A 13,096-nucleotide genomic window follows, 5' to 3' on the forward strand; every position below is an offset into this window, starting at 1 on the left:
GGGAATCATCGGTGTCTATTCTTGCCTATGCCTGGCGCAACCTGGGGCGAAACAGGAAGCGCACCATGATCACGCTCACGTCTCTGGCCTTCGCCACGGCGGTTCTCATCGTCAGTTTCGCTCTTCTGGACGGGCTCATCGGCGATATCGAAAACAACATCACTTCGATATCCGCAGGCGAGGTTCAGATCCATGCTCCGGGCTATTTCGATGAGCGATCTCTCTACCGGACGCTCGATGATCCGGCGGGAATCCTCCGGATCGTCGAGCAATCGGCCGCCAAAGCGGCCCCGCGAAGCTACGGCGACGGCCTTCTGGCCCGCGACGTCCGGTCCTCCGGCTGCCGGTTTTGGGGCGTCGATCCGGCCGCTGAGAGAAAGGCATTCTCATTGCCGGAAAGGATCCTGGCCGGCGCGTTCCTGTCCGATCAGCCGGAAAGAGAGATCGTTCTGGGAGAAAACCTGGCCCACTCCCTGAGGGCCGGCGTCGGCGATGAGCTGGATGCGGTCGTGCAGGCGGCGGACGGTTCGCTAGGAAACGAGGTCTTCATCCTTCGCGGGATTCTTCAAACCTCCGGCGCTGAAATCGATCTGTCGGCCGCGATCATTCATGAGCGGGACTTCGCCGATCTTTTCGTCTCCGGCGGTGCCGTTCACGAAATTGCGGTCAATTCCGGCGGGCGCATTTCAGCGGATCGATTGAGAAATCGGATTCGCGCCGCCGCCCCCGGTGTCGATGTGAAGACCTGGCGGGAAATCCTCCCCCTGTTTGCGGGAACGGTGCAGAACGCCCGGAAAGCCGTCTGGGTCTTCAGCATCTGCTTTTTTCTTGTTGCGGGTCTGGGCATCACGAACACGATGCTCATGGCGACTTACGAACGCACCCGGGAGTTCGGGATCATGAAAGCTCTGGGGACGGCGCCGCGGCGGATCATCGGCATGATTCTTGCTGAATCCGCGCTTCTCTGCCTGTGCGCCACGATCGCCGGTGCGGCGTTGGGGGCGGCCGCCTCACTCTATCTTGCGGATACAGGACTGGATCTCGGGGGATTTCCCATAAAAATGAAAATGACGACCTTCATCCACAGCGCGGTCTGGCGGGCCGCTCTCGGCTGGAAAAACATCATGTTGCCGGTTCTGTGCATCTGGGCGGTCTGCATTCCGGCCGCACTTTACCCGGCTTTGACCGCGGCGCGCCTGGATCCCGTTCGGACTCTGCATGGCCGGTATTGATCCGGGGCGAAGGAGTATCCGATGATCGGCGGAATGGCCTGGAGAAGTCTCCGGCGGAACACGAAGAGAACGGCGATCACCGTCGCCGCCGTCGCGCTGGGTCTTCAATTCGCCATCGTCTATGCGACCTTCGAGCAGGGGCTGAACTATCGGCTGGAAAACGAATTGGTCGGCTTCCTGGCCGGCCATATCACCCTGGAACATCCCGACTACCGGATGGACCCGGATGTCGCCTTTTATCTCGAGGATGCCGAGCGACTCGGGCGTTCCCTTGAAACCGCGCCGGGAGTCGATGCCGTCAAGCCTCTCGTCATTGCGAGAGGTCTTGTGAAATCCTCCCAGGGCAGCGGCTATGTCGAGATTCGAGGGGTCGATCCCTCCGTCGAAAGCCGCACGTCGCCTCTGGTTCCCCTTATCGTTTCCGGCCGATATCTCCGGGACCGGAAGGCTCCCGATATCGTCCTGGGCGAAAGCCTGGCCCGGCGGCTGCGGGTTGCCGAAGGAAACCGGGTCGTTCTGGCGACGTCCGGCGCCGACGGTGTTTTGATCGAGGCGCTCTGCCGGGTCTCGGGCGTTTTTCAAACCGGAATCAGCGAGTTCGATTCGTTTCTGGTCCAGGTGCCTCTTGAGTTTCTGCGGGATGTCCTGCAGCTCCCCCCGGAAAGTGCGACTCAGATCGGAGTCCTGGCTTCAAGTCCCGCAAGTCAGAAACGTCTGATGAAACGGATTTCCTCCTGGGTCGACGAAACATCCGTTGCGGTTTACCCCTGGCAGAGCCTGCTTCCCCAATTGGATGCCCTGACCCGTCTGATCAAGGCGTCGGTCTGGATCCTGGAGGGTGTTCTTCTGATCCTGGTCCTTTTTATGGTCTGGAATACGCTTCTCATGTCCATTCTCGAACGCCGGAAAGAATTCGCCGTGCAACGGGCCCTGGGAACACCGACCGGGTTCGTGAAAAGGCAGCTTTTTCTTGAAACAGCATGGATCGCCGCCGCCGGCACTTTTTTGGGTTTACTTTGGGGCGGCGGGTTGTCCCTGATCCTTCAGTTCCGGGGCGTTGATTTCGAGAGATTCCTCGGAGAGCAGAAACCGGTGATGGGGATGGGATTGCCGACCGTGCTTTACACGCGGGTGACGGCGCCGGCGCTGATCATTCCGGCCGCGGCGATCCTGGCCGGGGTTCTGGGCCTCGGGCTGCTGGTCATGCGGCGGGCGACGCAGGCGCCCCCGGCCGAGTCCCTGCGGGAGGGAAAACCATGACGGACATCATACGCGTTCGGGGGTTGACCAAGCATTATGTCAAAGACAGCCTTGTCGTTCCCGCGCTTCAAGGCGTCGACCTGGCTCTGAAGGAGGGCGATTTCGCGGCCGTGGCCGGCCCGTCCGGGTCGGGAAAAACAACCTTGCTCAATCTCATCGGGGGGTTGGATCGGCCCACCGCAGGCTCTGTCGAGGTGGAAGGCCGATTGTTGAACGAACTTTCGGAGGCCGAACGGACGCGTTTGCGGTGTGACCGCATCGGTTTTGTTTTTCAGACGCACAATCTTTTTCCCGTTTTGACGGCGCTCGAAAACGCCGAATATGTGCTCATGCTCCAAGGGCGGCCCAAGGATGAGCGCCGGGATATCGTCCGGGCGCTTCTGAAGGATGTGGGACTCGAAGGCCTTGAGAATCGCTTTCCCAGGGAGCTTTCAGGCGGACAACAGCAGAGAGTGGCCATCGCCCGGGCCGTCGCGGCCCGGCCGGCCATTGTTCTGGCCGATGAGCCGACGGCGAATGTGGACGCCCGGACCGCGGCCGGCATTCTGGACCTGATGAAACGATTGAATGAGGAAAAACGGGTGACCATGCTGTTCTCCTCGCATGATCCCGAGGTGCTGAAAAGATCGGAAAAAATCTTTTATATCAGGGACGGCCGAATCAGCGGTCTTTCGCCGCAGGAGATGATAACGGGTTCTGATGAGCGATAAGCGCCGAATTTTCACCTGCGGATTTCTGTCCGTCGTTTTTTGCGCGGCGCCGGTCGCGCCGGCCCTCTCGTCGCCCAAACTTTTCTCTGTCGGAGGGAATGTCCGGTTTCTGGCCACGCACAGTTCCTATACCGAACTCAAGCCGCTGTTTCCGGACTCTCAGACATTTCTCAGATCTTCATTCCGCTTGACGATTGCGGGGCGACCGTCGCCGTCCGTCGGATACGATATCCATGTCGTTCCTTACGCCGATTATGACTCCGAGCCGGAATCCGGCCTTTTCAAACCCCGGATCGGAAATCCCCGCTATCATGTGGGTCCTCCGCTGCGGACGTGGAGCCGCGGATCGTGGGGGGCGGGGCTTCGTCTTGACCGGTTCAATATCCGCATTGCCCTTCCCGGGGCCGATCTCACGGTGGGACGCCAGGCCATCACATTCGGCCATGCCTTTTTCTGGAATCCCCTGGACGTCTTCGCGCCGTTCCGATTGTTGGATTTTGACCGGGAGTACAAGGAAGGCGTGGATGCCGTCCGGCTGGATGTTCCCACAGGCCGGTTTTCCGGGCTGAATCTCATTGCTGCGTTGGGACGGGAGATCGTCTTCAGCCCGGATTTCAGGGAAATATCCGCCCGGGGCGGCGTGTCCCGATACGGATCGGCTCTTCTGGCCCGATATTCCACGATTTGTCAGGGCTGGGAGATGTCCTTCCAAGCGGGAAAAGTCTATGGGGGCTTTCAACTCGGCGCCGGCGCCGCCGGAGAAGCGGGGTCGTTCGACATGCGCATGGAAGCGGCCTATTTTATCGCGGATAAAACGCGCCGCCGGCCTCTTCCCGATCCGCTCGCCAACGACCTTCTGGAAGATCATGTGACGGCTGTTTTGGGCTTGAGCTGGCGGTTTCCCTATGAGCTGGATCTCGCCGTGGAGTATTTTTATAACGGTGCCGCCCGGGCCAAATACATCGAAAGCGCGCTCCTCCGCGTGGTCCACGGATCGAATCTTCAGATGAGCACCCAGCTTCTCGGAGCCGTTTTCCGTTATCCCGTGCTACCGATTGCCTCGGCCCGGCTGGCCTGGATTCTTTCGATTCCCGATCATTCGTTTCTCGTGCACCCCCACGTGGCCCTGTCCTTGACCGACGAAATGGATCTCTATCTGGGAGGCACATGGGGCTTCGGCGACGGACCGTTCCTTTACCAGCAACAATACCCGCTGTTGCGTTCGGAATTCGGCACATATCCCCATGCGCTCTATCTTCTTTTAAAAGTTTATTTCTGATTTTATAATGTCCGGGTCCGGAAAGCCCGACGGTCGAGGAGGTCCGAAAATGAATTTGTCCAAAATCTCTTGTTTTGCCCCGGCGGCGATTCTGATTCTTTTATCGGCGGTGGTCGGCTGCCGCGGGCCGCAGTACGACGAGGGGCTCTATGCCGAAATCCAAACGAACAAGGGCCGGATCGTCCTGGCCCTTGAATTCGAGAAAACGCCGATGACCGCGGCCAACTTCGTCGGGCTGGCCGAGGGGACCATCAAGAACGCCGCGTTTTCCGAGGGCCGGCCTTATTTCGACGGAACCGTGTTCCATCGCGTCGTTCCCGGCCATGTCATCCAGTGCGGCATTCCGGCCGGCGGCGCGGCTCAGGACCCCGGCTACCGGATACCGAACGAGATCCGTGACGGCCTCGACCACGGCCGGGCGGGCATGGTCAATATGGCCAACGCCGGTCCGCACACGAACGGTAGCCAGTGGTGCATCACCCTGGGCGACCGGTCCTACCTCGACGGCGACTATACGGTTTTCGGCCGTGTCATCGATGGGATGGACGTTGTTTTTGAAATCGTCCAGGGCGATGTCGTCGAAAAAGTCCGGATCGTCCGGGTTGGAGCGGCCGCCAAGGCCTTCCGGCCGGCGACGGACTCCTTCCGGACTCTGGTCGAACAGGCTTGGGACCGCGTCCGAAACGAAGAGGCGGAGAAAGAGGCCGAAGAAGAGGCCCTTGTCGCCGCAAACTGGCCGGATGCCGTGTTGCTGGAAAACGGACTGAGAACTAAAATCCTGAGCAGGGGCCGGGGCGCTTTGCCGAAGCCGGGCGATCGGATATCGGTCGCCTATTCCGGGCGGACGCTTTCCGGCGCCCGCGTCTTTGTCGGCACGGGCGACGACGGCAAGCCGTACTGGGGAGAGACGCCCGAGGCGTTTTCTTATGAGGTCGGCTCGAATGCCGTCAACCCCGGATTCGATGCCGCCGTTTCCATGATGGCGCCGGGTGAAAAGCGCCTTGTCATTGTGCCGGCCGAGAAAGCCTACGGTGTCCGCGGCCACTACGCTCCCGAAAGACCGGGCGAAAAACGCTTTGTCATCCGGCCGAACACGATTTTGGTTTACGAAATCGAACGGTTGATATAAAATATATCAGCCTTGGTTAAATTCGAACCTCGAAGCCTCCGAAATCGCCGCGCGAATCTTGTAAAACCCTCCCCTTTCCGGGCAGGGATTGAACTCTATGCCATAAATCCCGGTCAATATGCCCGCGTCCGGGTGCAGGGAGCGGGTCATATTGACTGAGAAGCCCTGTGCCCTAAATCCATAGATTTTAGGAGGCCTATTGAGAATATTGAAACTCATGATCATCGTATTGACGGCGGCGGTTCTTGCCCTCGCCGCCGCGATTCCCGCGTCCGGGCAGGTCCGTCTTGACGAGAAGCTTCTCGATGGGCTGACCTATCGGAATCTCGGTCCGTTCCGGGCCGGCTCCTGGATCACGGACTTTGCCGTGCCGGAGTTCCCGGAAAGGGCGCGCCTTTACACGTTCTACGTCGGGACGAGAAACGGCGGCGTCTGGAAAACCGTGAACAACGGGACGACCTTCGAGCCGATTTTCGACGGCCAAAGATTTCTGTCCATCGGCGCGCTCGGCCTGGCGCCCTCGGCGCCGGAAACCCTGTATGTGGGAACCGGAGAGGCCTTCTGTGCCCGGAGCTCCAACAGGGGAGACGGTGTTCACAAGACGATGGACGGCGGCAAAACGTGGACTCATCTCGGACTCGAAGAGACCCACCACATCGCCCGCATGGCCGTCCACCCCAAAAATCCCGACATTGTCTACGTCGCGGCCATGGGATATCTCTTCTCCGAAAACGAGGAGAGGGGCGTCTTCAAGACCGTGGACGGCGGCGCGACCTGGAAGAAAGTCCTCTACATCAACTCGCGGGTCGGCGTCATCGACTTGGCCATGAACCCGGCCGATCCCGACGTTCTCTACGCCGCGGCCTACGACAAGGTCCGCTATCCCTGGCATTATGAAAACGGCGGGCCGGAAAGCGCGATCTACAAGACGACGGACGGCGGGGCGACATGGCGGAGGTTGGACAAGGGGCTGCCTTCGGGCCGCATCGGCCGGATCGGACTGGATGTCTACAGAAAAAATCCGAACATCCTGTATGCCGTCTTCGAAAATGCCAACCGGCGTTCCCCCACGGAGGACGAGGCCGCCATGGACCGCCGTTTCGGGCTGGAACCCCGGGAGCGCGAGATCGGCGGTGAAGTCTATCGCTCGGATGACGCCGGGGAGACCTGGAGGCTGGTGACGCCGGCCGAGGTCGGCCTGGCCAACAAGGCTCCCTATTCCTTCAACATGCTGCGGATCGATCCGAGCGACGACCAGACCGTCTACGTGACCGGCGTCACGCTGGCCTCGACGAACGACGGCGGAAAGACCTGGAAGAGCGTCGACTGGCCTCCCGACGGCGTCTTCCGGACGGCCTTCGGCGACGTCCGCACGCTCTGGATCGATCCCCGGGATTCCCATCGCATCCTGTTCGGAAGCGACGGCGGAGTCTATGTCTCCTACGACCGGGGTGAGACCTGCCATCTCTGGTACAACATCCCGCTCGGCGAACTCTACACCGTAAGCGTGGACATGGAGGATCCCTACAATATCTATGTCGGTCTCCAGGACCACGATTCCTGGAAGGGCCCGTCTTACGGCTGGGCCGGTCGCATCACGCTTTCCGATTGGGTGACCGTGGGCGGCGGCGACGGGATGTACAACCAGGTTCATCCGAAGGACGGCCGTTGGCTCTACAACAACCGTGAGTTCGGCGCCATGTGGCGGGTCGACCAGAAACGGGGCGTCCAGACGCTGATCACGCCGCGCCGCGAGGCGGGAAAACCCGCTGTGCGGTTCAACTGGACGCCGCCCATTCTTCTTTCTCCCCACGATCCGGCCGTCGTTTATGTCGGCGCCCAGATCGTCTTCCGGTCGGGCGACCGGGGCGACACCTGGGAGGAGATCAGCCCCGACCTGACGACGGACGACGCCTCGAAACAGGGCGGCGCGGGACATATTTCCTTCTGCACGATCACGACGCTTGCGGAGTCGCCGGTCGAGCCCGGCATCATCTGGGCGGGCGCGGACGACGGCAAGGTCCAGGTGACGCGGGACGGCGGCGCATCCTGGCGCGATGCAACGGCTGCAATCGCCGCCGCGGGCGGACCCGAGCGGCTCTGGGTAAGCCGCGTTTTCGCCTCTCCGCATGCGGGCGGCACGGCCTTCGTCGCCAAAACCGGCTGGCGCGAGAGCGACGAGACCCCCTATCTCTTCAAGACCGAAGACTACGGGGAAACCTGGACTTCACTGAGCGCCGGTCTTCCTGAGAATGCGATCAATGTCGTCGTGCAGGATCACAGGAACTCCGATCTTCTTTTCGTCGGGACCGAGCGCGGCGTCTATGTTTCGATCGACGGCGGCCGGGGCTGGACGGCTCTCAAGAACAACATGCCCTGGGCCAAGGTCACCGACCTCGTCGTCCATCCGAGGGAAAACGATCTTGTGGTCGCAACGTACGGCCGCGGCGCTTTCATCGCGGACATCACGCCGCTGCAGCAGATGACGGTCGCCGTCCTCGACCGCGACGTCCATCTCTTCGCGCCCCGCCCCAAGGCCCAGCGTGTGACCGGCGGCATCGGCAATTATCACATGATGGGCGACAGCCATCTTGCGACACCCAACGAACCCGAGGCCGTCGCCGTCCGCTATTATCTGAAAGACCCGGTCCGGAGTCCCGTGAAGATCACGGTCAGCGGCCCGGGCGGCGAGGTGCTGAGCGTTCTCGAAGGGAAGACCACGGCGGGATTGCACACCGCTTTTTGGGACATGACCCGCACCCCGGCCGGCGGTGAGGACCGGACGATGCGCCGCAGGCGCGAGCGCGTCGATCCCGGAGAATACCGCGTCGTTCTCGAAGCCGGGGGAAAGCGGCTCGAAGAAAAGATCGTGATCACGAAACGGACCGGCTGGGCCTATGGTCCGCACCCGACGATTCTTCTTGAGGCGCCGGGGCGGTAATTCCTAAAAAGAAACAGGTGAGACGCGTTAAGCGAAATGCATTTCAGGTTAAAGGCCGCCGGCTCGATATAACGCCGCGATCGGAATCAGGCGGACTGTGTCGACGGTCCGGTATTCCGTGCCGAGATAAAACAGTATCAATTCGCACTTGGCTTGGGTTTGGCGGGAAAATTCCGTCAGATTGCGAATGTCTCGGGGTCCGGGTTTTTCCGCAGCCTTGATCTCAACGGCGTATACGGTCTCATCGATCTCAAAGACCAGGTCGATCTCATGTCCCGAAATACTTTTATAAAAGAAAAACCGGTCGGCCGGAATCCGTCCGATCTTTCGCCGCTTTTCCAGTTCCGCCAGGACGAAGTTTTCAACCCGCTGTCCGAACGACAGCTTGGCATTCAGACCTTGAACGATCCCGGCGTCGGCGAAATAGGTCTTGGCGGACTTGATATAGCGTTTTGCCGGCCCGTCTTGATAGCCGTAAAGCTTAAAAACAAGTTGAGATTGCAGCAGGGTGTTCAGGTATTTTTTTGCCGTGGGAAAACTGACGTTGGCCTCTCGGGCGAAGTTGGAGACATCCAGAGTCGAACCGGTGGATCGGGCCAGGTGATTCATGATCGTCAGAAGGGCTTCGATATTTTCAAGGTTGGCGAGTTGCATGAGGTCGCGCGTGAAATAAGTATCCCGGTAATTTTTTAAGACCCGTTCTTTTTGTCCCGGATCGCTTTGTGTCAGGACTTCCGGAAACTGCCCGTATGTCGCCGCATCTTCGAACATCCGTGCGGCATTCATCAACTCCGGGAGCGGGGGCTTGTCGTTCAGCAAGCCATGCGTGGCCGGACCGTCGTTTTCTCCCCAACAGGCCGTGGGGAGATTCAGAATGTCGATTCTGCCGGCCATGGTGTCCGCCGTCGAGTCCAGCAGGCCGATGGAACTCGATCCGGTCATCATGATAACGGCGTCTTTCTGATCGATGGCGTACTTGACGGCGATCGTCAATTCCGGAACCCTCTGGATCTCGTCGATAATACCTCTCGGTCCGATGCTCATGACAAGACCCTTGGGATCTTTTCGGGCCCAGGCCAGCGCATCGAGGTCATCCAGGGTGACGTAACAAAAGTCGGGAAAAAGCTTTTTGAGCAGCGTCGTTTTACCGGCCCGCCGAGGCCCCAGGACAAGAACGCTTCTTTTTGAAGATATGGAAGATTCTATCCATCTTGTAAACATGGTTTCATTTTAACATGGACAAAATGAAAGTCAAGAGACGGCCGGCTCCAGAAGCGCGATGGTCCCCTCCACGGCATCGATTCGCGCGGGAACGCCCACGGGGATCGTGAATTTCATCGGGATGTGTCCGATCATGGAGCCGTACCAGGCGGGGATGCCCAGGGGTTTGATGTGGTCGTCGAGAACCTGTTCCAGGGACAGGGCGCCGTATCCTTCGCCGGGTCCGCAGTCGGTGCAGCGGCCGAAGATGAAACCCCGGGCCTGATCCAGAACGCCGGCCAGCTTCAGGTGGGTCAGCATCCGGTCGATCCTGTAGATCTCTTCGTTGACGTCTTCAACGAAGAGGATCGCATCCTTCCATGAGGGGACATAGGGTGTGCCGAGAATCGTCGAGACGATGGACAGGCATCCGCCCAGGAGGACCCCCGATGTTTCGCCCGGAAAGATGGTCTGGACCCGGTGTTCTCTCGGCGTCAGACGGTCGGCCGGATCGGCGGCGTTGCGCATCACGACGGCTTCGCCATCCATGATCACCCTGCGGAACCAACCGACCGTGAAGGAGTTCCAGGGATCAAGCCCGATCGGCCCGTGAAATCCAACCAGGCCGGTTTTGGCGTATAGACCGAGAAGAAGCGCCGTGATATCGCTGTAACCGATGAACACCTTGGGATTGGCGCGGATGAGATCATGGTCGAGATGCGGCAGCATGCGGGCGCAGCCCCAGCCGCCCTTCATGGCCACGATGCCGGAGATTTCGGGGTCGGCGAATTGGGCCGTGAGATCGGCGGCGCGGTCCTCGTCCGTTCCCCCGAGGTAACCGTAGCGGTCGAGAAGATGATCGCCGAACTTGACCTTGAAGCCCAGAGCCTCCATGTTCTCTTTGACAAGGGTCACTTCGAAGCGGGTGGCCGTCGCCCCCGAGGGGCTGACCAGAGCCACGGTGTCCCCGGCTTTCAGTCGTTTCGGTTTGACGGGCTTGTGCGGCTTCGCTGCGCCGGCGGAAGCCGCCCTCGATTCCGCAAGGCCCGGCCAACCGGCGGCGACACCGGCCAGGCCGGCTGTTTTCAAAAAACGGCGCCTTTTCATTTGACGTTCATCTCCTTAAGCAGGAAATCCGCTCCGCCGAACTTCTCCGTCACCCAGAGGACGTAGCGGATGTCGACGGAGATCGACCGGCTGTAATCCGCGCTCCAGGCGAAGTCGTTGATGGTCGCTTCGTAGGTCCGGTCGAAGTTGACGCCGACAAGACGGCCCCGGGCGTCGAGAACGGGGCTTCCGGAATTGCCGCCTGTGGTGTCGGCGTCGTAGAGGATACAGACGGGGACGCTGTCCCGGTTTTCGGGCTTGTAAGGTCCGAAGTCCCGGGCCGCAGCGAGATCGAAAATCCCCTCCGGGGTGTCGAACGGTTCGACGCCGGTCGTTTTTTCCAAAACGCCGGTCAGGGTTGTGACGGGGTGATAATAAACGGCGTCGGCGGGTGAGTAACCTTTGATCCGTCCGAAGGTCAGCCGCAGCGTGCTGTTGGCGTCGGGGATGAAGTCCTTGGCGAGATAATCGGCCTTGAGATCCAGAAGCCTGGCGTAGAGGGGGTCGAGGCGTCCGTTCCAGGCATCCTCTTGCGCCTTGATCTTGCGCTGGATGGGGTGGAGTGCGACGGCGAGATCGATGAAGGCATCTCCGGATTTTTTCAGCTCTTCGGCCGGCTTGTCCCAGGCGGCCGCGACGAATGCAGGATCGGCCATACGGGTGTTGCCGTAGAGATTGTCGATGAAAGCCGCCGCGGCGGCGGCGGGATCGGAGGCGCCGGAGATTTCGGCGAAGGCCGGGATTTGATTCTCTTTCGGCAGCCGGGCCGCGCGGAGAAGGAGGGCTTCCAGGACGGCCCTGTCGGTCGGTTCGTAATAGTTTTCGAGGCCGAGCGCGATGCGCTGTTTCGTCCGGTCGAAGTTCCGGTCCATATAGGCCGATTCCCTCTCCAGGTCCGGCTTGGCCCGCTCGAGTGCGGCTTCATACACGATCGAAGCCCAGCCTAAGAGATTGACGTGTTGGCGCAGATACAACATGACCTGGTTGAGCTCGTGGCCGCTGCGGATTTCGTCGTAAACGGCCGCAAACGTGTCGAACAGATCGCCGGCCGCGGCTCGGCGCTTTGTGTCGGATGCGATCCAGGTCTGGAGCGCCTTTTCCTCGGCGCGTTTGTTCTCGACGATGCCGACCCGGGCCATGCCCTTGAGCTTGCCGCGGAAGTTTTTCATGGTGTTGGACAGGCCCTTGATGCGTCCGGCGTGGCGGATGGCGATGTCGCGTCCGGCGTCGCTCATTTGCTCCATGAGGGCGATCTGCCAGGCGTACCAGTCGGCGACATCGGGCATCCGGACCTCTTCTTCGTAGGCGAGATAGTGCGAAGTCCGGTGCCGGAAGGTTCGTCCGGGATAGCCGAGAAGAAACACAAAGTCGTTTTCAGCGACGCCCCGGGGCTCGACCTCGAGATAGACTTTGGGCCGATAAGGGATGTTCTCGGGAGAAAAGGCCGCAGGAGAGCCGTCGGGTGCGACATAGGCGCGGAGAAAAGAGAAGTCGCCCGTGTGGCGCGGCCACATCCAGTTGTCGGTTTCGCCGCCGAATTCGCCGATCGAGCGGGGAGGAACGTAGACGAGCCGGATGTCTCGGAGATGGGTGTAAAGAAAAAGAACATAGGTTTTTCCGGCGAACATTTCGGCGACCTCGGCCCGCTTGCCGGGATTGGCTTTTTCGGCAGCGGCGACGATCTCGTTTCTCTTCTTCTGGATGGCCTGCGTTCGGGCTTCCGGGGACAGGCCGGGCCGGACCACGGAGAGGACTTCGGCCGAGACATCGCGGAACGACTCGGTAATGCGGGCCGTCATGCCCTTGGCTTCGATTTCCGCGCTGTGGCTGCGGGCCAGGAAGCCGTCGCGGATGTAGTCGTTTTCGGTGCTGCTTGCGGCTTGGGCGGCGCCGAAAGCCACATGGTGGTTGGTCAGGATCAATCCTTCGGGAGAGACGAACGATCCGGTCGCGCCGACCTGGACAATGGCGTAGATGAGGCTGGACTCGTCCTCGCTGAAGATTCGGGCCGGGTCGATTTCCAATCCCCGGGCCTTGAGATCGAGCCGGGAGATCTCCGATACCGGGAACATGCCTTCGTCGGCCCGCAGGCCGAGGATCAAGGCAAAGACCGCAACAGCCAGGATCGGCAGAGCACGGCGGTTCGGTTTTGTATGATGGAGAGTTTTGAGGGACATGGATTCCTCCTCGACGGAAGATTAGTCCGGATGCACCGCCGAAGTCAATGTACCCCGCTCG

The 13,096-nt window shown here is 60.5% G+C and carries 9 protein-coding genes; 6 read left to right on the forward strand and 3 right to left on the reverse strand.

The annotated features are described in order from the left end of the window. Positions 1 to 11 precede the first annotated feature (11 nt). The 6 genes from SCM96_04365 (at position 12) to SCM96_04390 (ending at position 8,551) form a co-directional block, all read left to right on the forward strand. A complete protein-coding gene (locus SCM96_04365; protein ID MDW7759856.1) occupies positions 12 to 1,232 on the forward strand; it encodes an FtsX-like permease family protein in 1,221 nt (406 codons plus the stop codon). Positions 1,233 to 1,253: 21 nt separating this feature from the next. Further along, on the forward strand, positions 1,254 to 2,492 hold the full coding sequence (locus SCM96_04370) for an ABC transporter permease (protein MDW7759857.1): 1,239 nt from the start codon (positions 1,254 to 1,256) through the stop codon (positions 2,490 to 2,492). Continuing rightward, positions 2,489 to 3,202 (forward strand): ABC transporter ATP-binding protein, encoded by a 714-nt coding sequence (locus SCM96_04375; protein ID MDW7759858.1) that lies wholly within the window; start codon positions 2,489 to 2,491, stop codon positions 3,200 to 3,202. Before SCM96_04370 ends, SCM96_04375 begins: the two co-directional genes overlap by 4 nt. Continuing rightward, positions 3,192 to 4,481 carry a hypothetical protein gene (locus tag SCM96_04380; GenBank protein MDW7759859.1) on the forward strand — a complete coding sequence of 430 codons (1,290 nt, stop codon included), beginning with the start codon at positions 3,192 to 3,194 and terminating at the stop codon, positions 4,479 to 4,481. Before SCM96_04375 ends, SCM96_04380 begins: the two co-directional genes overlap by 11 nt. A 49-nt stretch (positions 4,482 to 4,530) precedes the next feature. Continuing rightward, on the forward strand, positions 4,531 to 5,610 hold the full coding sequence (locus SCM96_04385) for a peptidylprolyl isomerase (GenBank protein ID MDW7759860.1): 1,080 nt from the start codon (positions 4,531 to 4,533) through the stop codon (positions 5,608 to 5,610). A gap of 199 nt (positions 5,611 to 5,809) precedes the next feature. Next, positions 5,810 to 8,551 (forward strand): hypothetical protein, encoded by a 2,742-nt coding sequence (locus SCM96_04390; protein MDW7759861.1) that lies wholly within the window; start codon positions 5,810 to 5,812, stop codon positions 8,549 to 8,551. Between the two features lie 48 nt (positions 8,552 to 8,599). Here SCM96_04390 and SCM96_04395 read toward each other — a convergent pair whose 3' ends face one another. Genes SCM96_04395 through SCM96_04405 form a run of 3 tightly spaced genes read right to left on the reverse strand, consistent with a single transcriptional unit; the run spans position 8,600 to position 13,035 of the window. Continuing rightward, complete coding sequence (locus tag SCM96_04395; protein MDW7759862.1) at positions 8,600 to 9,772, reverse strand: ATP-binding protein; 1,173 nt, start codon at positions 9,770 to 9,772, stop codon at positions 8,600 to 8,602. A gap of 30 nt (positions 9,773 to 9,802) precedes the next feature. Next, on the reverse strand, positions 9,803 to 10,858 hold the full coding sequence (locus tag SCM96_04400; GenBank protein ID MDW7759863.1) for an LD-carboxypeptidase: 1,056 nt from the start codon (positions 10,856 to 10,858) through the stop codon (positions 9,803 to 9,805). Next, positions 10,855 to 13,035 (reverse strand): S46 family peptidase, encoded by a 2,181-nt coding sequence (locus SCM96_04405; protein MDW7759864.1) that lies wholly within the window; start codon positions 13,033 to 13,035, stop codon positions 10,855 to 10,857. Before SCM96_04405 ends, SCM96_04400 begins: the two co-directional genes overlap by 4 nt. Between the last annotated feature and the right edge of the window lie 61 nt (positions 13,036 to 13,096).

It is taken from the genome of Acidobacteriota bacterium, assembly GCA_033549365.1.
In the GTDB taxonomy this organism is placed as follows: Bacteria; Acidobacteriota; Aminicenantia; order Aminicenantales; family Saccharicenantaceae; genus JAWSUF01.

Excerpts from the sequence above, each read along its gene's own strand:
- SCM96_04375 (MDW7759858.1), top strand. The coding sequence starts at position 2,489 with ATGACGGACATCATACGCGTTCGGGGGTTGACCAAGCATTATGTCAAA.
- SCM96_04380 (MDW7759859.1), top strand. The coding sequence starts at position 3,192 with ATGAGCGATAAGCGCCGAATTTTCACCTGCGGATTTCTGTCCGTCGTT.
- SCM96_04395 (MDW7759862.1), bottom strand. The coding sequence starts at position 9,772 with ATGTTTACAAGATGGATAGAATCTTCCATATCTTCAAAAAGAAGCGTT.
- SCM96_04400 (MDW7759863.1), bottom strand. The coding sequence starts at position 10,858 with ATGAAAAGGCGCCGTTTTTTGAAAACAGCCGGCCTGGCCGGTGTCGCC.
- SCM96_04405 (MDW7759864.1), bottom strand. The coding sequence starts at position 13,035 with ATGTCCCTCAAAACTCTCCATCATACAAAACCGAACCGCCGTGCTCTG.
- SCM96_04385 (MDW7759860.1), top strand. The coding sequence starts at position 4,531 with ATGAATTTGTCCAAAATCTCTTGTTTTGCCCCGGCGGCGATTCTGATT.
- SCM96_04370 (MDW7759857.1), top strand. The coding sequence starts at position 1,254 with ATGATCGGCGGAATGGCCTGGAGAAGTCTCCGGCGGAACACGAAGAGA.